18 protein-coding genes are annotated in these 22080 nt (G+C 39.4%); 1 reads left to right on the top strand and 17 read right to left on the bottom strand.

Translation table 11 applies throughout. The features are described 5' to 3' along the window. Nucleotides 1-70: 70 nt before the first annotated feature. Together G8Y84_RS10965 and G8Y84_RS10970 are read right to left on the bottom strand one after the other, a co-directional pair. Nucleotides 71-1144, bottom strand: a complete 1074-nt coding sequence (locus G8Y84_RS10965; RefSeq protein ID WP_107366096.1) for a M42 family metallopeptidase — start codon at nucleotides 1142-1144, stop codon at nucleotides 71-73. Between the two features lie 161 nt (nucleotides 1145-1305). Then, complete coding sequence (locus G8Y84_RS10970; RefSeq protein ID WP_037575076.1) at nucleotides 1306-1662, bottom strand: DUF3139 domain-containing protein; 357 nt, start codon at nucleotides 1660-1662, stop codon at nucleotides 1306-1308. A 189-nt stretch (nucleotides 1663-1851) separates the two neighbouring features. Here G8Y84_RS10970 and G8Y84_RS10975 point away from each other — a divergent pair, with 189 nt between their 5' ends. Beyond that, nucleotides 1852-3453: a M20/M25/M40 family metallo-hydrolase gene (locus tag G8Y84_RS10975; RefSeq protein ID WP_165806362.1), complete on the top strand. Its 1602-nt coding sequence runs from the start codon at nucleotides 1852-1854 to the stop codon at nucleotides 3451-3453. 54 nt (nucleotides 3454-3507) lie between these two features. Here the strand turns inward: G8Y84_RS10975 and G8Y84_RS10980 are convergent, their stop codons facing one another. The 15 genes from G8Y84_RS10980 to G8Y84_RS11050 form a co-directional block, all read right to left on the bottom strand. Beyond that, nucleotides 3508-4671, bottom strand: coding sequence for a nitrate/nitrite transporter (locus tag G8Y84_RS10980; protein ID WP_037575083.1), 1164 nt, complete (start codon nucleotides 4669-4671; stop codon nucleotides 3508-3510). Between the two features lie 273 nt (nucleotides 4672-4944). Further along, the gene (gene nreC, locus G8Y84_RS10985) at nucleotides 4945-5595 is read right to left on the bottom strand and encodes a nitrate respiration regulation response regulator NreC (protein WP_103158659.1); all 651 of its coding nucleotides are present in this window, start codon (nucleotides 5593-5595) and stop codon (nucleotides 4945-4947) included. Between the two features lie 17 nt (nucleotides 5596-5612). After that, nucleotides 5613-6656: a sensor histidine kinase gene (locus G8Y84_RS10990; protein ID WP_037575089.1), complete on the bottom strand. Its 1044-nt coding sequence runs from the start codon at nucleotides 6654-6656 to the stop codon at nucleotides 5613-5615. Further along, nucleotides 6656-7117 (bottom strand): nitrate respiration regulation accessory nitrate sensor NreA, encoded by a 462-nt coding sequence (nreA, locus tag G8Y84_RS10995; RefSeq protein WP_037575092.1) that lies wholly within the window; start codon nucleotides 7115-7117, stop codon nucleotides 6656-6658. Before nreA ends, G8Y84_RS10990 begins: the two co-directional genes overlap by 1 nt. Nucleotides 7118-7133: 16 nt before the next feature. After that, nucleotides 7134-7811: a respiratory nitrate reductase subunit gamma gene (gene narI / locus G8Y84_RS11000; protein WP_037575096.1), complete on the bottom strand. Its 678-nt coding sequence runs from the start codon at nucleotides 7809-7811 to the stop codon at nucleotides 7134-7136. Next, nucleotides 7804-8379, bottom strand: coding sequence for a nitrate reductase molybdenum cofactor assembly chaperone (gene narJ / locus G8Y84_RS11005; RefSeq protein WP_037575099.1), 576 nt, complete (start codon nucleotides 8377-8379; stop codon nucleotides 7804-7806). Before narJ ends, narI begins: the two co-directional genes overlap by 8 nt. Continuing rightward, nucleotides 8372-9928, bottom strand: coding sequence for a nitrate reductase subunit beta (gene narH / locus G8Y84_RS11010; RefSeq protein WP_037575102.1), 1557 nt, complete (start codon nucleotides 9926-9928; stop codon nucleotides 8372-8374). Before narH ends, narJ begins: the two co-directional genes overlap by 8 nt. Further along, nucleotides 9918-13589 carry a nitrate reductase subunit alpha gene (locus tag G8Y84_RS11015; RefSeq protein ID WP_105996831.1) on the bottom strand — a complete coding sequence of 1224 codons (3672 nt, stop codon included), beginning with the start codon at nucleotides 13587-13589 and terminating at the stop codon, nucleotides 9918-9920. Before G8Y84_RS11015 ends, narH begins: the two co-directional genes overlap by 11 nt. 299 nt (nucleotides 13590-13888) lie before the next feature. Then, nucleotides 13889-16393 (bottom strand): 5'-nucleotidase C-terminal domain-containing protein, encoded by a 2505-nt coding sequence (locus G8Y84_RS11020; RefSeq protein WP_282593882.1) that lies wholly within the window; start codon nucleotides 16391-16393, stop codon nucleotides 13889-13891. Between the two features lie 152 nt (nucleotides 16394-16545). Further along, nucleotides 16546-17472 carry a uroporphyrinogen-III C-methyltransferase gene (gene cobA / locus G8Y84_RS11025; protein WP_037575108.1) on the bottom strand — a complete coding sequence of 309 codons (927 nt, stop codon included), beginning with the start codon at nucleotides 17470-17472 and terminating at the stop codon, nucleotides 16546-16548. Beyond that, nucleotides 17463-17780 carry a nitrite reductase small subunit NirD gene (gene nirD, locus G8Y84_RS11030; RefSeq protein WP_037575111.1) on the bottom strand — a complete coding sequence of 106 codons (318 nt, stop codon included), beginning with the start codon at nucleotides 17778-17780 and terminating at the stop codon, nucleotides 17463-17465. Before nirD ends, cobA begins: the two co-directional genes overlap by 10 nt. A gap of 2 nt (nucleotides 17781-17782) precedes the next feature. Beyond that, nucleotides 17783-20188, bottom strand: a complete 2406-nt coding sequence (gene nirB / locus G8Y84_RS11035; protein WP_105963214.1) for a nitrite reductase large subunit NirB — start codon at nucleotides 20186-20188, stop codon at nucleotides 17783-17785. Then, complete coding sequence (locus G8Y84_RS11040; RefSeq protein WP_105965479.1) at nucleotides 20181-20642, bottom strand: precorrin-2 dehydrogenase/sirohydrochlorin ferrochelatase family protein; 462 nt, start codon at nucleotides 20640-20642, stop codon at nucleotides 20181-20183. The genes nirB and G8Y84_RS11040 overlap by 8 nt, the downstream gene beginning before the upstream one ends. Beyond that, nucleotides 20617-21363, bottom strand: coding sequence for a sirohydrochlorin chelatase (locus G8Y84_RS11045; RefSeq protein ID WP_105996832.1), 747 nt, complete (start codon nucleotides 21361-21363; stop codon nucleotides 20617-20619). Before G8Y84_RS11045 ends, G8Y84_RS11040 begins: the two co-directional genes overlap by 26 nt. Before the next feature lie 122 nt (nucleotides 21364-21485). Next, complete coding sequence (locus G8Y84_RS11050; RefSeq protein WP_105996833.1) at nucleotides 21486-22034, bottom strand: GNAT family N-acetyltransferase; 549 nt, start codon at nucleotides 22032-22034, stop codon at nucleotides 21486-21488. Between the last annotated feature and the right edge of the window lie 46 nt (nucleotides 22035-22080).

Raw genomic sequence — 22080 nt, forward strand, 5'->3', positions numbered from 1 at the left:
GTTAAGACATAAAAAAACTGTCCCCAAAGTCAAAACTTTGAGGACAGTCTTATGGCGATAAATGAGATATTTACCAGATTAAATCTTCTACCATTTCATCATTTAATGCTTTAACCACTTCAGTGACTAATTGAACGGCTTTTTTGTAATCGTCTTGATGCAATACAGAAACGTTAGAATGCATGTAGCGCAATGGCACTGAAATCACGATAGAAGGAATACCATCCAATGCCGTATGAATGTTACCTGCATCTGTCCCTCCACCTGGCATCGTATCAAATTGTAAATCAATGTTGTGGGCTTTAGCGACTTTTTTAACGTGACGGAATAAACCGACATGCCCTATGTTTGAGCCATCAAGCGCCATCACTGTTGGTCCTTGTCCTAATTTCACATCCCCATCTTTTTCCATTCCTGGAGAATCATAAGCCACACAGACATCTACCGCAATCGCTAAGTCCGGTTTGATTTTGTGCGCTGCAACTTTTGCGCCACGAAGACCGACTTCTTCTTGAACGTTTGCGCCTGCAACGACATTCACATCCACTTTTTCATTTTTCAATTCGTCTAAAACATCGACAGCTAAGGCACATCCATAGCGGTTGTCAAAAGCTTTTGCTGTCATGTAATTATCGTTGAGTAATGTTTCGAACTCAGAATAAGGTGTAATCATATTTCCAATTTCAATTCCTGCTGCTTCAACTTCAGCTTTATCTTTGGCACCGACATCAATAAACATCGCCTTCATATCTACAGTGTTTTTACGTTCTTCAGCACTTAAAACATGAGGCGGCTTTGAACCGATGATGCCTCTAATTTTATCACCTTTTTCTGTAGTAATAGTCACTTTTTGAGATAACATGACTTGGTTCCACCAACCACCGACTGGCGTAAATTTGATATAGCCATTGTCGTCGATTTTAGTCACCATAAAACCAATTTCATCTAAATGTCCCGCAATCATGACCGTTTTATTTCCAGATTCGGCACTTTTTTTACCAAACACGCCTCCCAAATTGTCGAAAATCATTTCATCACTGTTAGGTTCAATCAACTCACGCATCGCTTGTTTAACGTCATATTCATGACCTGCAATACCATCAATGTCTGTAAGTTGTTTCAATAAAGTTTTTGTATCTTTCATGCTATGTATCCCCTTCCTAAAATATTTAATACTAGTATATCAAAAATTGATTGTCCGATACCTCATACAAACTCACAGTAAACATTTAACGCTTTAATGGATGATGATAAGCACTACTAAAAAAAACGAGTTGAACTTGAATCTGTTCAACTCGCTTATCGTTATTTCATTTTATAATCTTCATCAAAGAAATTGTATTTCGCTTTTTTATCGTGCTTTTTCGTTTTTGCATCAAAGCCTTGCAAGAATAATCCACGTTTTAAATGGATGGGCTGTGCGATATAAATATTTTTTTCGTCACCTTTTAAACGTACTTCTTTATAGAAAATCCCTTTACGTTGATCGTAATCACTTTTCTCATCAATGATTTTAGATTTTAAGTTCTTTTCTACTAAATATTGATCAATTAGCTTAAAATTTTGGCTTTTTTGATATCCCTTATAGGCAAAGAAGCCGACAGCTACAATTGCGAATAAAAGTACGGCAGCCAAAATGAAACCTAAAATTTTCTTCGCCATTCTTCTCCAACTTTCTCTTCATAGTCATTATATCTATCTTATCACATAATCATTTCTTGGCGGTAATTGTAAAAGGAGCGTCACATAAAATTCAAAAAGCAGATTGTAAATTTGTTGTTGTCTTCATAGTATGAAAACCCTTACAATTGAAATTGTATAATCGATTAAGTGTTAGAACAAGGGGGATTTATGATGATGAAATGGCAAACTGCCGCAGATCGGGAGACTTTACTTAAACAACTGGTGGCACATTCGAGTGTGACACATTCTACAGGTGAAAAGGAATTTCCCTACATGATACAAGAAGAACTTTTGACATTAGACTATTTTAAAGCACGACCTGAACTGGTGAAGCTAGTCGCAACGAACGATAAACGCCATGCGGTCGTTGCTTTTTATCAAGCACCTCAATCTAAAGAAACTGTCACACTCATTAGTCATTTCGATACCGTTGGCATTGATGATTATGGCCCATTTCAAGGACAAGCATTTGATATGGATCAGTTAACACAAGCATTCAAGGAAGATAATACGTATTTGGGAGAAGTGGGGCGTGGAGACTTAGAATCGGGAGACTATTTATTTGGTCGTGGCGCTATGGATATGAAACCTGGCTTAATGTTACATATGGCATTAATTGAAAAAGCGAGTCTCGAACAGTGGGATGTTAATTTAATCTTGATGACTGTTCCGGACGAAGAAGTCACATCAAAAGGAATGCATGCGGCCGTTGAATACGTTAATGCGTTGCGACAACAGCATCAATTGTCGATGCGTTTACATTTAAATAGTGAACCTACTTTCCAACAAGCGCAAGATGATGACCATCATTATTATTACACGGGGTCTATCGGAAAAATTATGCCGAGTGTCTTAGTTTATGGTCGTGAAACGCATGTCGGCACACCTTCTAACGGCTTAAGTTCAAACTTTTTAATGAGTTTCATTCAACAAGAAATCGAATATAGCCTAAATTTCAAAGAGGATTTTGAAGGTGAATATACACCGATGCCGGTCAGTTTAAAAGTGACTGACATTAAAGATTATTATGACGTACAAACACCGTTCCGTTCGGTCGCTTTATTTAATCTCTTTTTATTCAAAAGTAACGCTAATGAAGTGTTCGAACGCTTTAATCAAGCAGTGAAGACTGGTGTGAATAAAGGAATGGCGATTTATGAGGAACGCATCCATGCTGAAAATGCAGAGTCCAACATTCATATTAATTTTATGACGTATCAAGAACTTTATGCCCATGCGGTCGATATTCACGATGAAAACACGGTACAACAAATGATTGATGATATGATTTCACAAAAGTCGGCCCCTCATCAACAATCGATGATGATTGTCGATTTGCTCATGAATATGTGTCGAGACCTTGGGCCTTCAGTCATTACGTTTTTTACACCGCCATATTATCCAGCAACCAATACGTCATTTAATGAGATGACAGAAGCTGTTGGTGAAACGATTCGTGAAACAGCCTTATCCAAATTCAAGCGTGGTTCTAAGCGGATTCATTATTTTAATGGGATTAGTGATTTAAGTTATGTGGCCCCTTCCCCTAATGGATCAGGATTTGACGCCTTTGAAAATAATACTCCTGTGTTTAATCGAACGTATAAAATCCCTTTTAAAGAGATTGAAGCCATTCAAGCTCCACTCATCAACTGTGGTCCTATCGGAAAAGATGCCCATAAAGTGACAGAACGTATTCATAAACAAAGTGCTTTTGAAGAATTACCCGTCATTTTAGAAGCAATCATTCAAAAACATTTCTTAAAATAGATAAAAGGTGTGCGACCGAGATATCTCATTGATATCTGTCGCACACCTCTTTTTTTATGATAGCGTTGCTTTTTCACGTTTTGATAAGTTCATCATCGTTAATAAAGCGATAATACCAAACACACTTAATAAAATAAATGCTAGATGACTTGAACCTGTCATTGATGTTACCGCAGAAATCACGAGGGGTGGGAAGAATCCTCCGAGACCGCCCATCATAGAAACGATACCATTCGCCACACCCGCTTCTTTCGTAAAGTAATGGGGTACGAGTTTGAAAATAAGTCCGTTGCCGATACCTGCACATACACTGATAGTTAAACAGCCTAATGTAAAGAAAAAGATATTTTGTGAAACACCTAAAATAAATGAACCAATAATCATAATTGAGAAGAAAATTTTCAACATTGTGACCGCGTTGAATTTATCTCCAAGCATGCCGCCGACAGGACGTAAAAATGTAGCTAAAGCGATGAATACACCTGTACGGATCCCTGCGTCTACTTTATCAATTCCAAAGTGTGTTACTAAATAGTTCGGTAAAAATAATCCAAATGCGACAAAAGCACCAAATGTAATGAAATACCAAAAACTTAAGTAATAGAGTTTGTAATTGGCCATTAGTTTACGAGATTGTTCAACAAGTGGCACTTTCACTTTTGGTTCTTTACTATCTCCTAAAAAGAACATAATAATCGCAAATACCGCCATGACAATTAAATAAAGTTTAATTGTAGATTGCCAACCAATAAGTCCAGCAATTGGCGGAGCTAAAAATGAAGATACAGCTGTACCTAAGTTCCCCATCCCATAAATCCCATTGGCTAAACCGACTTTATCTTTAGAAAAATATTTCGGAATGGATGTTACACCTACTGAAAAGATGGCGCCCCCCACCCCTAAAAAGAAGCCGGCAAACATTAATGCGCCAGGGGATGTCGCTTGACTAAGTAAGAAAATAGGAACGAGTAATACGATAAAACTCGTAAAAAACACCCATTTCGCACCTACAATATTTGTTAAATAGCCGAATGGCACACGAAGTACTGATCCTAAAATAACCGGTATTGCTAAGATGATAGATAACTGTCCACTTGAAATTTTAATATCTTGAGAAATAAATGGCATGAGTGGTGAGATAATACTCCACGCCATAAATCCAGCTACGAGACTTAACGTTTGTAATCCGAGCTGAAGACCACCTTTTGACTTATTCATTCTCTTTCACCCTTTTTTATAAATTTCACTATGTACTAAAATGTGCGCGTTTCTTCCATTTGTTTGTCATTTTAATACGTGTTATTTAATTCATATTCAGTTTAGCTCTTTTGTGAAATTTATAACATAAGGACTTCCCCTAAACACATAGGGGGCATCCCCTAATAAAATGTTTGCTCCATTCGCATCCTTAAAACACTATTCTTTACAAGATTTTCATTAATACCATAAAAAAGCAATGGAATCTCAATTGTTGATTTCCATTGCTTTCTTTTAAAAATCCAATAATTTTTTCTTTAATGCATATTCAACGAGCTCAGGTTTTGATTTTAAGTTCAACTTATCCATAATTCTCGTTTTATGGGCTTCTACTGTTTTTACCGAAACAAATAATTTTTCAGCAATATCTTTATTGCCATACCCTTTTGCGATTAAAGGTAAAATTTCTAATTCGCGTTTAGAAAGAATTTTAAACGGGTCATTTGAATAAGAGGCATCATCCGAAGATTGCACAAACTCTTTCACTAAAGATGTGGTCATCTTAGGATCGATAAATGTTTCTCCTTTGTATACTGTACGAATCGCAAGTAAAAGCTGCTCGTCAGGCGCATTTTTTAAAATATAGCCTCTTGCGCCACTTCTCAATACGTGAAATAAATATTCCTCATCATCGTACATCGTTAAAATTAAAATTTTAGTCTTAGGAAAACTGTCTAATATTTTGCTCGTTGCAATGAGTCCCGATTCCCCCGGTGGCATACTTAAATCCATAATTAACACGTCAGGTTCATATTTCATCACCATTTGATAGGCTTCCACACCGTCAGCGGCTGTACCGACCACTTCCATATCTTCTTGGAAGTTTAAAATCATAGAAAAGCCTGTTCGTACGACGGCATGGTCATCTGCTATGACGATTTTCAAAATCAACGCCTCCCAATTTACTCGAGTGGTACTTCTAATGTCACCATTGTACCTTTCCCTTTTTCTGTCTTTATCTCTAGTTTACCATTCACAAGTTCTGCGCGCTCATTCATACCATATAAACCAAGCCCCGAACCTTTAGGGTGGTCTTTCGGATTAAAACCTTCTCCTTGGTCTGACACTTCTGCAAAGAGGCGATTTTTATCTTTTCGAATGTTAATGTCAATGACGTCCACATTCGCATATTTCATCGCATTAAACGCAGCTTCTTGTACGACGCGATAAACTACTGTTTCAATTTCACTATCGAAACGTTGCGGTGGCATATCAAAATGATAATTCACGACTAAACCATAATTATTTTCTAATTGTTTGAAATAACTTTTAAATGCAGCATCTAACCCTAAATCATCTAATGAAGAAGGTCTAAGTTCTGACGATAAATTGCGAATATCATCTATCAATTTACTCATTAATCCTTCGACATTTTGCGATTGTGACACCATACTTTCCATATCTTGTTGATATTTAAGTAAACGCATTTCTACATTAACATTAATCAACTCTTGCACCACCCCGTCATGAAGCTCACGAGAAATACGCTTGCGTTCATTTTCCTGTGCGGCAATCGTTTTTTGAATCATATGACGTTGATGCAATTTTTCATGTCGTTCCAATTGGGGAGTCACATTTTGTAAAGTAAAGGCTTTGATGTCATTATCTTCATCGATTACTTGATAAGATGCGGTAAAGGGTTCGACTTTATTTTCTCGTGTTTTCATAAACACTTGAAATGTTGAATCTCCCATTTCATTCGAATGTAAAAAACAATTATAACACGTCTTTAACGCATGTTCACTCGTAAATCCTTCGCAACGGCCACAAATCGTATTGGAAGTAATCGCTTGAAGGTTATTGTCCTCAGATAACACACGCTTTGCGGCATCATTCATAAATATGACTTCACCTTCACGGTTGATAAATAAAATCATTTCTGATGTATTTTGAAAATGCGATAAAAGTAAATTTGATAAATTTGGGCTTTCAATTTTAGGTTGCATCACAATATCACCTTATCTTCACTTGTTAAAGCACCAATTCCTTCAACTCTTATGGCGTCGTGTATCTCGTTAGGCAATGGATTTCCATTTCTTTGACCAAATAACAAGACCCCTTTGACACGATGATTGTGCCAAAGCGGTATCGCTATGAGCGCCGTTAGTTGTTCACTCAAAAGTATTGGAAAATTAAATAATGATTGCTGAATTTCATCTCTATCTGTATTCGCAATCGCCATCGGTTTACCTGTTTTCATGACAGTTCCAGCAATGCCACGGCCATTACGAAGAACGATGCGTTGATATCTATTATTTAAATTACCTGACACGTAACGCCACTTGATTTTCATTCCAACATGATCTTCGGTTGGCAATGCGAGTCCTGCAAAATCAAAGCCAAAACGTATGCGCAACTGGTCTAATTCTGATTGATAGTCATGTTTTGAAAAATCAATAGGGCTCACGGTCTTCACCTCTTTTTTATACTTTGTGTTTACGGTAAATAATATAACTTCTGCTGGCATAGGATAACGGCACACTCCATACATGAACAAGTCGTGTAAATGGCCATAATGCCATAATAGAAAAACCGAGCAATACATGTAATTTAAACGCAAATGGAACTGCTGTCATTAAGTTCGCATCTGGGCTTAACATAAATAGTCCTCTAAACCAAATTGAAATCGTTTGACGATAATCAAAGTCCGGCGTCGTTGCATTGACAACTAAAGTCGCATAAAGTCCAGCAAATACTATAACTAATAAAAAGAAATTAACTAAAATATCTGAGGCTGAACTTAAACGACGAACATTGGCTTTCGTTACCCGTCTCGCAGTGAGCAAGAACATACCGATGAGTGTTATTATACCAAAAATGCTTCCAATATACACAGCACCAATATGATAAATGTGATTGTTCACGCCAACCGCCTCTAACCAATGTGCGGGAATAAGTAATCCGACCACGTGGCCAAAGAAGACGGGAATAATCCCTAAATGAAACAATAAACTTCCCCATTTAAGTTGCTTTTTTTCAATAAACTCACTTGATTTTGCAGTCCAAGAAAATTGATCAAATTTATAACGTGCGATATGACCAATGATAAAGATTGCAAGACAAAGATATGGGAATATGACCCATAAAAATTGATTAAACATGTTGTGTCACCTCATTGTCTTGTACGATACAACGCTTGAGCGTCTCACGTAAGCCTCTTATTAAATGACTATATGGATTTTGTTTTTCCTCTAAATATTTCATCATCGGGTACGTTCCATCTTCAATAATCATGATAATTAATTGCATATTTTCTTGTGCACGATCATCTCCATCCACAGGTGCCGCATATAAAAATTCCAACATTAGTGGCAGAAAATCTGACAGCTCGGATGAAGGCATTTGTAGGCCAAACATTTCGTATAAAACTTTTAGCTTAGCTAACATTTGTCCACGTTCTTTTTGTGTATCAAATTTATTGTAAGTCATGTAAAGTGTCGTTTTTTTATTAAAATCGAATGTGTCCGTATAAAGCGCCTTGATTTCAGACAAACTGAGTTCGTACATGCGCTCACGATACGCTTTCACGTGAGGATACGCAGGGTGATCCTCACTGAAAATCGCATCAAATGTTTTAGGATGAAAGGTCAATTTTTCCGGAAAACTTAACTGTTGGCTCATATAAGCGAAAGTCTCTTTATAATATTTGAGCGTTTCAAGATTAATCACGGAAGATCCCTCCATAGAAGTTATCGTTGTAGATTTCTTGACCTGTTTTGCCGCCCGCACCTACAGGTACACCACAACCATCACAGTTCGCGCCGAAATGTTCACCACCGTAACCTTGACTTCCTTGGGCAGCATAAGTGTCCATATATTGTTCTTTGTGAGAAGTTGGAATAACAAAACGATCTTCATGTTTGGCTATCGCTAATAAACGATACATATCTTTAGCTTGACGTTCTGTTAAACCGACACGTTCTAAACGAGAGATATCAAATTCACGACCTGTATTTTGGGCACGCATATAACTCCGCATCATCGCCATACGTTGTAATGAACCTTTAACAGCTGTTGTATCCCCTGCTGTAAAGAGCTCTGCAAGATATTGAACAGGTAGGCGCATTTCTTCAATTGCTGGGAAAATGGCATCCGGATTATTCCCCGCATTTTTCCCTTCAAAGTAATTCATAATTGGGCTGAGTGGTGGACAATACCAAACCATTGGCATCGTACGGTACTCAGGGTGAAGCGGAAATGCTAATTTGTATTCAATGGCCAATTTATAAATCGGTGAATTTTGCGCTGCTTCAATCCACTCTTGAGAAATGCCATCTTTTTCCGCTTGTTCAATAACTGCTTCATCAAACGGGTTTAAAAATAATTCTAATTGTTTTTCGTATAAGTCTTGTTCGTTTTCAGTCGATGCCGCTTCTTGAACGCGATCCGCATCATAAAGTAATACACCTAAATAACGCATACGGCCAGTACATGTTTCAGAACATACGGTTGGAATCCCTGCTTCCACACGTGGGAAACAGAAGGTACATTTTTCAGCTTTATTTGTTTTCCAGTTGAAGTACACTTTTTTGTAGGGACAACCTGTCATACAGTAGCGCCATCCACGACAAGCTTCTTGGTCAACAAGAACAATACCGTCTTCATCACGTTTATACATTGCACCTGAAGGGCATGACGCTACACAGCTTGGATTTAAGCAATGTTCACATAAACGTGGTAAATACATCATAAAAGTTTGGTCAAAGTTAAATTTGATTTCTTCTTCAATTTTTTGAATGTTAGGGTCTTGTGGACCAGTCACGTGACCTCCCGCTAAGTCATCTTCCCAGTTTGGACCCCAATCAATATCCATGCGTTCACCAGTCATTACAGAATGGGCTTTCGCCACAGGTGAATGTTCTGAAGCTTTTGCTGTTGTTAAATGTTCATAGTTGTATGTCCATGGTTCATAGTAATCTTTTATGACAGGCATGTTCGGGTTATAGAAAATTTTACCAAGTGCAATCTTATTAATACGTGTCCCTGATTTTAATTCTAATTTCCCTTTTTTATTGAGTGTCCATCCGCCTTTGTAGTGCTCTTGGTCTTCCCAACGTTTTGGGTAACCGATTCCTGGTTTTGTCTCTACGTTGTTAAACCACATATATTCTGCACCAGGTCGATTGGTCCATGTGCTTTTACATGTCACACTACATGTATGACAACCGATACATTTGTCTAGGTTCAACACCATTGCCACTTGTGCTTTAATCTTCAAGCCAATCCACCTCTTTCATCTTTCTCACTGCAACGTATACATCACGTTGGTTCCCAATCGGGCCATAATAGTTAAATGAATAACTGATTTGTGCGTAGCCTCCCATAAGCTGCGTTGGTTTTAAATGGATACGTGTCGGCGCATTGTGTGAGCCTCCACGTGTGCCAGAAATTTCTGATCCTGGCGTTTCAATATGTTTATCTTGTGCATGATACATAAACATTGTGCCTCTTGGCATACGATGTGACACAACCGCTCTTGCTGTCACCACACCGTTTCGGTTATAAACTTCTAGCCAATCATTATCTTCAATGTCATGTTGTGCGGCATCTTCATTAGAAATCCAAACCGTTGGGCCTCCACGGAAGAGCGTTAACATATGTTGGTTATCTTGATATGTGGAGTGAATATTCCATTTCCCATGCGGTGTCAAGTAACGTAAGACGAGTGAATCTTGTCCACCTTTGACTTGTTTGTCTTTCGTACCAAATACCATTGGTGGGAGCGTCGGTTTATAGACAGGCAATTGCTCTCCAAATTGTTGGAACACTTCATGGTCGATGTAATAACTTTGACGCCCTGTTAATGTTCTAAATGGAACTAAACGCTCAATGTTTGTTGTGAATGGTGAATAACGACGCCCTTGTTTATTTGATCCTGGGAACACAGCTGTCGGAATCACTTCACGTGGTTGCGATGTAATATTTAAGAACGTGATTTTTTCAGACGCACGTTCGATGGAAATATCTTTAAGTTCCATGCCAGTTTGTTGTTCTAAATCTTCATATGATTTTTGTGACACACGACCATTAGACGCAGAAGACACATTTAAAATGACATCTGCCACTTTACGTGCAGTATCGATACGCGGTTTATTGTTTTTAACCGTATCATCTTCCCAAGTACCGACCATACTGCCCAGTTCATCGTATTGTTCTTTAACTGAGAAACTTACGCCGTGCGCGCCAACTTTACCATTTTCAAGTAATGGACCGACAGAAATAAATTTGTCATATACATCTGTATACGTACGATCAACCACCGCAAATCCTGGCATTGTTTTACCTGGAATTGGTTCAATTTCACCTTTTGTCCAGTCATGTACTTTACCATAAGCAAGCGCAATTTCTTGCTTAGAATCATGTGCAAGTGGTGAGGTCACAACATCTTTATATGTTCCAGTTAAGTGGACACGCGACATTTCTGAGAATGTTTTACTGATCGTTTTGAAAATATCCCAGTCCGAACGTGATTCCCATAATGGATCTATTGCTGGATTAAACGGATGGATGAAAGGATGCATATCTGTTGATGATAAGTCATGTTTTTCATACCATGTTGCTGCTGGTAGCACGATATCTGAATATAACGGTGTCGCAGTCATACGGAAATCCAATGATACAAGTAAATCTAATTTTCCGACTGTATCTTCTCTCCACGTAATTTCATCTGGCTTTTCAGTTTCATTCGGTTCTGCCATTAATGCTGATTTGGCACCAAGTAAATGTTTCATGAAATACTCTTGTCCTTTGGCAGAACTTGAAATTAAGTTTGAACGCCAAACGAACAACGTTTTCGGATGGTTTTTACGTAAATCTGGATCTTCAATTGCAAATTTCGTTTTACGTGATTTCACATCTTCTAACGCACGTTGTAAAATTGCTTCATTTGAAAAGTCACCTGCATCTTTTGCTTCTTCGCCCCACAATAAACTGTTACGATCAAATTGTGGATATGAAGGCAACCAACCGTTACGAGCCGCGAGTACATTGTAGTCAGCGGGATGTTGTAACTTCACGCTGTCTGCAAGTGGTGAAGCTAAGCGATCAACGCCAGATTCTTCATACTTCCATTGGTCTGTCGCAAAATAGAACCAACTTGTGCCGTTTTGTAAACGTGGCGGTGCTTGCCAGTCTTTCGCAAAAGCAATCGTATTCCATCCTTCAATTGGGCGACATTTTTCTTGGCCAACATAATGTGCCCAGCCCCCGCCGTTAACCCCTTGACAACCGCAAAGGATGACGAGGTTTAAAATAGAACGATAAATCATATCAGAGTTGAACCAGTGGTTAATCCCCGCACCCATAATAATCATCGAACGGCCACCCGTATCAATCGCGTTTTGCGCAAATTCTCGGGCCACTTGTGTCACTAGATTTGCTTTGACACTTGTCACTTTTTCTTGCCATGCTGGTGTGTAGAATGAATCCGCATCCTCTAAGCCTTTTGATTCAAGCGGATGATTAAAACGTTTAACGCCATATTGACTTGTCATTAAGTCATAAATCGTTGTCGCTAACACTTCTTCACCGTTTGCTAATGTCAGTTTTCTGACCGCAATCGGACGTTCAAAAACACCATTGCCTGCGTTATCAAAAAATGGGAATTGAATTGTCACAATGTCGTGGTCTCCACTTACGACTGATAGACTCGGATCAATTTTTTCACCTTGTTCATTTTCAAGTTTCAAATTCCATTGTTTGCCTTCTTCCCAACGTTGTCCCATTGTCCCGTTCGGTACTTGAATCGTATCTGTTAAAGCATCGATAACCACCGGTTTCCACTCGCTGTTTGGCGTTGTGCTTCCTAAATCACTTGAACGTAAGAAACGTCCTGCTTTATAGCCTTTTTCATCTTGGTCTAAGCGAATGATAAATGGCATATCTGAATATTGTTTGGCATAATTGATAAACATTTCAGACGGTTGATCTTCATAAAATTCTTGTAAAATAACGTGGGTCATCGCTTGAGCAATAGCGGCATCCGTCCCTGGATTAGGTGCCATCCAGTTATCCGCAAACTTCACGTTTTCAGCATAGTCTGGCGCAACTGAAATGACTTTCGCCCCTTTATAACGGACTTCAGTCATAAAGTGAGCATCTGGTGTACGTGTAAGCGGAACGTTAGACCCCCACATCATAATGTATGAAGAGTTATACCAGTCACTGGATTCAGGAACGTCTGTTTGTTCACCCCAAATTTGTGGTGAAGCTGGTGGTAAATCCGCATACCAATCATAGAAACTTAACATTTCTCCACCAAGTAATGAAATGAATCGTGCACCCGCAGCATAGCTAATCATCGACATCGCAGGAATAGGTGTAAATCCAGCAATACGGTCTGGGCCGTCTTTTTTGATCGTATAAATTAATTGTGCGGCAATGAGTTGAGAAACATCTTTCCAGTTGGCACGTACATGTCCGCCCTTACCACGTGCCGATTTATATATTTTCGCTTTTTCGTCATTTTCTACAATGGAAGCCCATGCCTTAATCGGATCATGATGTTCATCTAATGCGCTCGTCCATAAATCCCATAATTTTCCTCGTACATATGGATATTTAATACGTAATGGACTGTATTCATACCATGAAAACGAAGCGCCACGCGGACAACCACGGGGTTCAAATTCAGGCATATCCGGTCCACAGCTTGGGTAATCAATTTGTTGGTTCTCCCATGTAATGACACCATTTTTAACAAATACTTTCCATGAACATGAACCTGTACAGTTCACACCATGCGTCGTACGAACGACTTTGTCATGACTCCATCTTTCTCTATACATCTTTTCCCATTCACGGCTTTTATGTTCTAAAACTGACCAGTTGCCATTGAACTTTTCAGTCGGTTTAAAGAAATTCAATCCAAATTTAACCATGTTCATCCTCCTTAATACATAGGCTTTCCGAATTACTTTTATTGTATAATCGTTCAACCATTCGTAACATTAGGGAAATACCTAATTCCTAGGTGAAATCCCCTAATGTTAAAAAATTCACATACTTTTGTGGGTGCCTCTTCAGATGATGTGTTCAATTCCCATTCCACTAAGAAAAAAATAAAAAATGACATAAAAAACAAACCTTACTTGCGGTAAGTAAGGTTTGTCTCTATTCACAGGTCGTCCCTCTTTAAAGGGATTGTTGACCTGGGGTTTATCAATTTTTCATATCCATTTTATGCTGTAAAACGTCTCACAAGCACGAGTCCGCTGACAATCAATATTCCTCCTAAGAATACAGGGGCTTGTTGTGTCTCACCAGTATTCGGTAACGTCGACGTCGAATGTTGTTGAACTTCTTGTGCAGTTAACATGGTCTTACCTGTGTTAAATGACACAAGTGCGCCTTTGTCATTTATATAGGCAGGTTGACCATGATAATGTATTAAAGCAGACTTAGGAAACAATGCTTTTCCCGTACGTTTTGAAATCACTTGTTGATTTTGGACAATCACACCTTCTTGAATAGATGACGTTACAGATGAAGCAGGTATGATGATTTTTCCAGATTTTCTGTGGATAAGGTTCCCTTTTTGATCAAATACACATGTCCCAGGCCCTTGTGTGTGATAGCCATGGTTCTGTTTGGAAGAGGAGTTGGCTTTATCACTCAGTTTTGGAAATGGAATGATTTTTTCTGGTTGATTTGCTTTTAAAACTTCTGGTTCTCCATTGATGATCCTTGTTGGTTTTATTGTTTCATATTGAGATAGATCGGCTTGTTTTAAATAATCCGCAAACACTTTATCTAAAGACAGTCCTTCTTCTCTCGGCCCACCAAACATTGTAAATCCGTCTCCACCTGAAGCGGTAAAGTCATTTGTCGCCACGCGATACGTGCGATTTGGATCCAATGCTTCGTATTGTCCCGTCGCTTTATTTAAAATATGGATGGCTTTAATACGTTGTCCCGGCGCTTGAGACATATCAAAATAGACACGAATGGATTTCGATACTTGTAATAAGCCCCCATTTGCAGACAATTGTTGTTTGCCCTCATTATTTTCTAGAGGTGCACTTAAACTGTGTTCAAATGCAGCGAGGACGTCACTCCCTTTGACTTGAATTTGAGAGATTGTATTGCCAAAAGGTAATACGGTAATAATATCGTTTAAAGTGACTTTCCCTTTTCCGATAGACGCACGAATACCGCCACTATTGGTCACAGCAAAATCAGCCGGATGACTGAAATGCTCCAGACTATATGCTTCCATCGCATCTGCAATGGCATTTCCTAAATTTGTTTCATGACGGCGAACATCGTCACGCTCACCTTGGAATTCAACAGTATTATTAGGAATGACCACTTCTGATGTTTCTTTTAAAAACGCAGCATTAGCTTTGTCCACTTGTGCTTTCACTGTTGCGTCAGGCACTACATCTGCGACATCATTGACATTAATCAAGGATGCTTTTAAATTTCGAATCGTAGGTGGATTAAAATCAAATGTAATTTTCCCAATATTAGCTAAGGCCGTTCCAGTTTGCGCCAATACATCCTTGCCATACGTTTGTCCATTTTGCATCACGGTGTGCGAATGGCCATCAATAACAATCGTTGGCACTGTAAACTGCTTATTTTGACTAATTTGTTGCGTTAAATAATCTGAACGCCACGTTTGTTGTGTCGTTGGATCAACGCCTAGATGTGAAAGAATGACAAAAGCATCGACTTTCCCATTCAGTTGATTCATTTCGCGTAGGACACTTGGCAAAGGATCTTCAAATGTGACACCTTGAATGCCAGTTGGACTTGTTTTTGTTTTCGTTTCCGGTGTGGTCACACCGATAATGCCGTAACGCACTCCGTTTTTCTCGATGATTGTGGAAGGCTTGAACGCCAATTGATGGTCTTTATAAACATTAGAACTTAAAATCGGAAAATTCAACATGCCTTCCAATTTCTTCAATTGATCGTACCCAAAATCAAATTCATGATTTCCGGGTACCATCGCATCATACCCTACCGCATTCATGGCTTTTGCCATTTCTTCCCCTTTGGATTGGTTAGATAATGGCAACCCTTGAAAAGCATCTCCAGCATCTAGCATGAGGTCTGGTTGGTTTTGATCTTTAATCGTTTTTGTTTTAGCCATTCCGATAACTCGGTCCGGTTCTTCAACTAAACGGCCATGCATATCATTCGTATGTAAAATAGTATGTTCTGTGGATGCGGATGCAACGGCTTGTTTAGGTTGAGCGGTTCTTTGGACATCCGTTAATGTTGCGGGTACCTGAGATTGAGTCATTTCTTTCGCAACTTGTGGCGCGTTTGACTTTGGCACGTTATTTTCGACAGCTTCAACGGGTTGTGAAGGGGTCGAAGGCGTGGCCTCAGTTTGAGTCGTACTCATAGTTCCTGGACGCTCACTCGTTGTCCGCTGTGTTTCTGATAAATCTGATGAATCTGATGCACCTGTGTCAGCGTTCGATGGTGCTATCGCCGTGTTGTCATTCGTAGATGATGTCTGATTGTCCAATGTTGTTATCGCCGTACCATTATTTGTGAATGGCGTCTGATTGTTCGTTGGTGGTAACGGCTCATTTGCGGCGGGTGCTATCGTCGTGTTTGTTGTCTCCTGTAGTGTTGTTTCTGCATAGGACTGTAATGGTAAAAGCCACATGAAAATCCCAAACAACAAGAGGACAAAACATACACTGTATAAACTTCGTCGCTTCATATGTAACCTCCCTAAAAGAATCGTACAAATAGGTTGTACACTTTTATCCTAGCACAACTCTTTAAAAAAATATGAAGCCATTATGAAATTTACTTGAAAAAGATGTAAAAAAACCAACGCCTCCTTCTTAAAAAGCAGACGTTGGTTAAAATTTATAAATGTTGTGTAAAAGTTGTCGTGTTCATTAATTCAGTCAAAAGCGCAGTTTGTGTCGGATGCAAATCTTCCACATCTCGATTATCGATAATGGCCCATCCGCCGGCTTCATATATATCTAACGCTTTGTCCATATTTTCCGTGCGCGTCCCTTGGAAACATACATATTCCATCGTTTTGTTCGTAGGGAGTTCTTTTAAAATATCCCGCACAACTTGACCTACAATGGTAATACCTGGGCCGGGTCTCTCTGCATTCGCTACTTTTTCTGAGATGGTTGAGACGTCTCCTGCAATCACGTGTTGATTCACACATGTCGCATTAAAAATAACTGCTACTGGTAAATTTTCTTGTATCGTCGAACGAACTTCTTCCATTAAATGAGGGAGTCGTTTCACTCCCATATAAATGGCGAGCGTTCCTCCATTTTTTAGTGTTGTGATATCAATGGACGCTTCTTCGTCATCTTTAAAATGTCCTGTCGTAAATGTAATATTTCGTGCGACACCGCGTTCAGTGAGGCCACGATGCAGTTGACTCATTGCGGCACTTGCTGCAGTAATGCCAGGAACGACTTCAAAAGAAATACCCGCTTTTTTTAACACATCCACCTCGTCTGCCAATCTTCCAAATATCGCAGGGTCTCCCCCTTTTAAGCGAACCACAGTTTGATGCGTTTTCGTTTTCTCGACCATGAGTGCATTGATTTCTTCTTGGCGCATAGACGTCGAATAAGGTGTTTTCCCAACATGAATCCATTCAGTTTTCGGGGATGAAAATTGCAGTATGAATGGATTAACCAGTTGATCATATAAAATCACATCCGCCCGTTGAATACAGCGCTCTGCTTTTTTAGAGAGCAACAACGGATGACCAGGTCCCGCTCCTACAAGATAGACTTGAGGAGGTGCTATTAAAGACATAAATAAATTTCTCCATCTATCACTTCAACAGGGTACGTTGCTACGCATCCTTCATCAGGCTCTTGAACTTGACCTGTTTCTAAATCAATTTTTTGATCATGTAACGGACAATAAACATAGTGTCCACTCACTGTCCCTTCAGATAAAGGCCCTTGTTTATGTGGGCATACATTATTAATCGCGCGAATGTCGCCCTCTTCTGTTAAAAATAAACCGATTTGTAAATCACCGACAATGACTTTTTTACCAATTAACGGTTCTAATTCAGAAATATGTGCCACTTTTACTTTTTCATGCGTTATTGCCATACTTACACCTTCTCCACTTCAAAAATTGTACGTTTCTCAGTGTCTTTCACTACTTCGTGCCATGGTTCGTTTTCATAAGCACGTTTCGCATCCATAATACGTTGGTACAATGCTTCTTGTTTTTCAGGATCTAGAACGACGGACTTCACTTGGTCAAATCCTAAACGTTTTAACCAAGGGGCTGTACGTTCAGCGTAGATGCCTGTTTCACGATAATATTGCATGTATGCACCACATAATTTCACCACTTCGTCTTCTGTTTCAACCGTTGTTAATAACTCAGCGACAACGACGTCTGTACCGCCGTTACCCCCAACATAAATTTGGAAACCATTTTCAACACCGATTACACCAAAGTCTTTCACGCCTGATTCTACACAGCTTCGTGGACAACCAGAAACCCCCATTTTAAATTTGTGGGGTGTATCGATGTATTCAAACGTTTTTTCTAAACGAATGCCGAGTTTTGTTGTATATTGTGTACCGAAACGACAAAACTCTTTACCGACACAGCTTTTTACTGAACGTGTTTTCTTACCGTAAGCTGAAGCTGAGCGCATATCTAAATCTTCCCATACTTGCGGTAATTCTTCTTTTTTCACGCCATATAACCCGATACGTTGTGAACCTGTCACTTTGACTAAAGGTACGTTATATTTTTTCGCTACTTCTCCAAGACGAATTAATTGATCCGCGTCTGTTACGCCCCCACGCATTTGTGGAATGACTGAGAATGTTCCGTCATTTTGAATATTGGCATGGTAGCGTTCATTCGCAAAACGAGAGGCTTTTTCATCTTCGTGTTCATGAGGATACACCATATTTAAATAGTAGTTGATCGCTGGACGACATTTTGGACATCCACCTTTATCTTTGAAATCTAAGACGTGACGGACTTCTTTAGACGTTTTTAAACCTTTCGCACGAATTTGGGTCACGATTTGGTCTCTTGTTAAGTCTGTACATGCACAAATTCCTGTTGGTGCACTTGCGACAAAGTCCTCTCCAAGGGTATGTTCTAATAGTTCAGCAATTTGACCTTTACATTTACCGCAAGAGTTTCCTGCTTTTGTCGCTTTTGTCACTTCTGCCACAGACTTTAAGCCTTGGTCTTGGATAGCTTCAATGATGGTTCCTTTAGAGACCCCGTTACAGCCACAAATCGTTTCATCGTTGTCCATGTCAGCGACACTGATGGCATCGACTTCTCCTGCTTTATGCAAGAGGGACACGAGTGTATATTCGTCGATAGTGTCGCCTTTTTTCATCATATTGTAGAAGCGGTTCCCTTCTTCAGTATCTCCATACAATACGGCACCGACAATCGTTTTATCTTTGACGAAGATTTTTTTGTAGATGTTGTCCACACCATTAAATGTTTCAATCCCACGGATACCGTCGCTTTCAGTAATCCAACCTGCACTGAATAAATCACAGCCAGAGACTTTTAAAGAGGTAAAGGTTGTCGAACCTTTATATCCTTCAGTCGGAATACCTGTAATATGATCCGCAAGAACTTTACCTTGTTCATATAATGGTGCCACGAGACCATACACTTTTGAACGGTGTTCTGCACATTCACCGACCGCGTAAATATTAGGATCGCTTGTTTTCATAAAATCATCAACCACAATACCGCGGCCAATTTCTAACCCAGCAGCACGTGCTTCTTTTGTGACAGGTCGAATCCCGACTGCCATAACGACCATGTCCGCTTCAAGCACGCGTCCATCAGATAAACGAATCCCTTCGACGTGTTTTTCACCTAATATCTCTTGTGTGTTCGCTTGTAGTTCAAAGTGAATCCCTTGTTTTTCTAAATCCGCTTTTAACAGTTCTCCTGCTTTACGATCGAGTTGGACTTCCATTAACCATTCTGCTAAATGAACCACTGTCACGTTCATGCCTTGGTCCACAAGTCCACGTGCACATTCAAGTCCAAGCAATCCTCCACCGATAACGATGGCATTTTTCTTTGTTTTTGCCGTTTCGAGCATTTTTTCAGTATCATCAATCGTTCTAAAGCCAACGACCCCTTCAAGTCGAGATCCGTCAATAGGTAAAATAAATGAATCAGAACCCGTCGCAATAATCATTTGATCGTACGACACAATTTGGCCTTGCTCTGTTTCAACATGTTGGGCCTCACGATCAATTTTCACGACCTTATCTCCTGTTATTAAACGAATGCCACGCTCTTCATACCATTCGTACGGATTCATAATCGTTTCTTCAACCGTCATTTTATTTTGTAAAATATTCGATAACATAATGCGGTTGTAGTTCGGATAAGGTTCTTTTCCGATAATCGTGATGTCAAATTTGTCTGGGTCACGTTCTAAAATTTCTTCAATTGTGCGTACGCCTGCCATCCCGTTACCAATCATCAAAAGTTTTGTCTTACTCATGCATATCCTCCTCAGTTGCAGCTAAAATCTCTTTAATTTTCGCCGCATATCGTTTCGTCCGTTCTATATTCTGCCCTTTTGAACTCACACTGATGGTCAGCCCATCGTGCTCAAACGTTAACATATTAAAAAAGTCTGATTGTGTTTGGTCTCCAGTATGATTTATCCATTGCGTGGGTAAAGCATCTTGAGCCACTAGGTTGTTGATTTGGGGATTATTCGTCGCAATCACGATTAAATCGGCATGAGCTATTTTAGTCGCATCGTATTTTTCTCGTATCAATCGAAATCGTTCTGAAGATTGAACTGTCTCAAAAGCCTCATGAAATTCGGGACTGACAACGTCAATTGTACAAGGCTCGGTCACTAGCTTACTGAACTTGCGCCAAGCAATTTTGCCACCACCTATGATGACCACATGCCTATCCTTAAGATTGAGTTGTACCGGATACATCAGGCACCTCCTCACATTCAGCGATTCTAATCTGAACGATTTCTTTGAGTACAGGATGGAAATTAATCGCCGATGTAAAAACGAGTGTATTACTTAAATTCAAAGCTTCAATACGTTGTTTTGTTTTATTGACAAGATAACCATCATAAAAGAAAAATGGAATAATAAGTAGCTTTGGATGCTTTTTCGCAATCTTTGGCAATGTTTTTGTAAATTCGAGTTCTCCGTATACCATGGATGGATAACATGGATGCTCAACCGTCGACAATTTGTCACAAATTTCAGTCAATGCAAGGTCTGGTTCGTTAAATCTCGCATTCCCATGTGCCAATATCACAATGCCCGTGGCTTTATCGATGTCATTTTGATAGGCTTGCATTTGATCAGCGACCCAATCCGCCATTTTAGGATGTGTTCCTAATGGATTGGCTAATACAAATTGAACATTGGGATTTTGTTGTTGAAAATCATGATAAATAGCTTCGATATCTTCATAATAGTGTGACGCAGTAAATAACAACAACGGCACTAAATGAATACGCGTATAGCCTGCATCTACTGTTTTTTGAATGACCTCATCCAATTGAATCGTTTCACTCTCTAAAAATGCCACTTCATAATCCACATCTATATCTTCAAATGTTTGGTCAATAAAGTGTAACAACGTTTCATTTAATTTACCTTTTCGCATCCCATGCACGACTAAAATGGTCTTACGCATGACGACACCCCCTACATGTTTATTGTAAATGAAAATGGACATTAAATGTGATTGGTTTCACAACATATATGAAAAATAGGGAATTCCCTTCTCCTATTGCTAAGGGATTTCCCTATCTCTTTTTATTCCCCTTCATACCACGGCGGTGGTGTGAGCAATGATTCATTATAACGTTCTGGAATGAGTACTTTCACCATCATGGCACCACGATCGCCACTTGGTTCTTCAAGTTCAAAGAAGGAGGTATATCCTCTACGTTCATAAACGTCTTTAAGCCATGACATTTTACGTGCTGAAGTTCCTAAAACGACAGCAGGTGCTTTTAATGTGTCTCTTAAAATGGTTTCTTCGATGTATGTCATGAGTTGATTTCCGTAGCCTTTGCCTCCAAAATTAGGATCAGTCGCAAACCACCACACAAATGGAAATTGTGATACTTTATGTTTAGGCTCCCAAGGAAAACGAATCGACAATGTGGAAATCAAACGTTCATCTTGTTCTAGGACGTACGCTGCGTTATATTTAATGTTTTTTTCAATCATTTCTAAATCTGCATTCACGGATGGCCAATCAATCCCCGCTTCACGTAACGGTGTAAACGCACGGTGCATGAGTTTTTGTAATTCGGGTGCATCTTGTAGCGTGGCCATTCTAATTTGTGGTGAACTCATAGGTTTCCCCCCTTTGTCATGTTAACCTTAGCGTAACAGATTTCAT

Source organism: Staphylococcus sp. 11511212 (assembly GCF_011394755.1).
Lineage (GTDB): Bacteria > Bacillota > Bacilli > Staphylococcales > Staphylococcaceae > Staphylococcus > Staphylococcus chromogenes.

Bases quoted from the DNA above. Each gene is read 5' to 3' on its own strand.
- G8Y84_RS10965 (WP_107366096.1), bottom strand. From the start codon at position 1,144: ATGAAAGATACAAAAACTTTATTGAAACAACTTACAGACATTGATGGT.
- G8Y84_RS10970 (WP_037575076.1), bottom strand. From the start codon at position 1,662: ATGGCGAAGAAAATTTTAGGTTTCATTTTGGCTGCCGTACTTTTATTC.
- G8Y84_RS10975 (WP_165806362.1), top strand. From the start codon at position 1,852: ATGATGATGAAATGGCAAACTGCCGCAGATCGGGAGACTTTACTTAAA.
- G8Y84_RS10980 (WP_037575083.1), bottom strand. From the start codon at position 4,671: ATGAATAAGTCAAAAGGTGGTCTTCAGCTCGGATTACAAACGTTAAGT.
- G8Y84_RS10990 (WP_037575089.1), bottom strand. From the start codon at position 6,656: ATGCAACCTAAAATTGAAAGCCCAAATTTATCAAATTTACTTTTATCG.
- narI (WP_037575096.1), bottom strand. From the start codon at position 7,811: ATGTTTAATCAATTTTTATGGGTCATATTCCCATATCTTTGTCTTGCA.
- G8Y84_RS11015 (WP_105996831.1), bottom strand. From the start codon at position 13,589: ATGGTTAAATTTGGATTGAATTTCTTTAAACCGACTGAAAAGTTCAAT.
- G8Y84_RS11020 (WP_282593882.1), bottom strand. From the start codon at position 16,393: ATGAAGCGACGAAGTTTATACAGTGTATGTTTTGTCCTCTTGTTGTTT.
- cobA (WP_037575108.1), bottom strand. From the start codon at position 17,472: ATGTCTTTAATAGCACCTCCTCAAGTCTATCTTGTAGGAGCGGGACCT.
- nirD (WP_037575111.1), bottom strand. From the start codon at position 17,780: ATGGCAATAACGCATGAAAAAGTAAAAGTGGCACATATTTCTGAATTA.
- nirB (WP_105963214.1), bottom strand. From the start codon at position 20,188: ATGAGTAAGACAAAACTTTTGATGATTGGTAACGGGATGGCAGGCGTA.
- G8Y84_RS11040 (WP_105965479.1), bottom strand. From the start codon at position 20,642: ATGTATCCGGTACAACTCAATCTTAAGGATAGGCATGTGGTCATCATA.
- G8Y84_RS11045 (WP_105996832.1), bottom strand. From the start codon at position 21,363: ATGCGTAAGACCATTTTAGTCGTGCATGGGATGCGAAAAGGTAAATTA.
- G8Y84_RS11050 (WP_105996833.1), bottom strand. From the start codon at position 22,034: ATGAGTTCACCACAAATTAGAATGGCCACGCTACAAGATGCACCCGAA.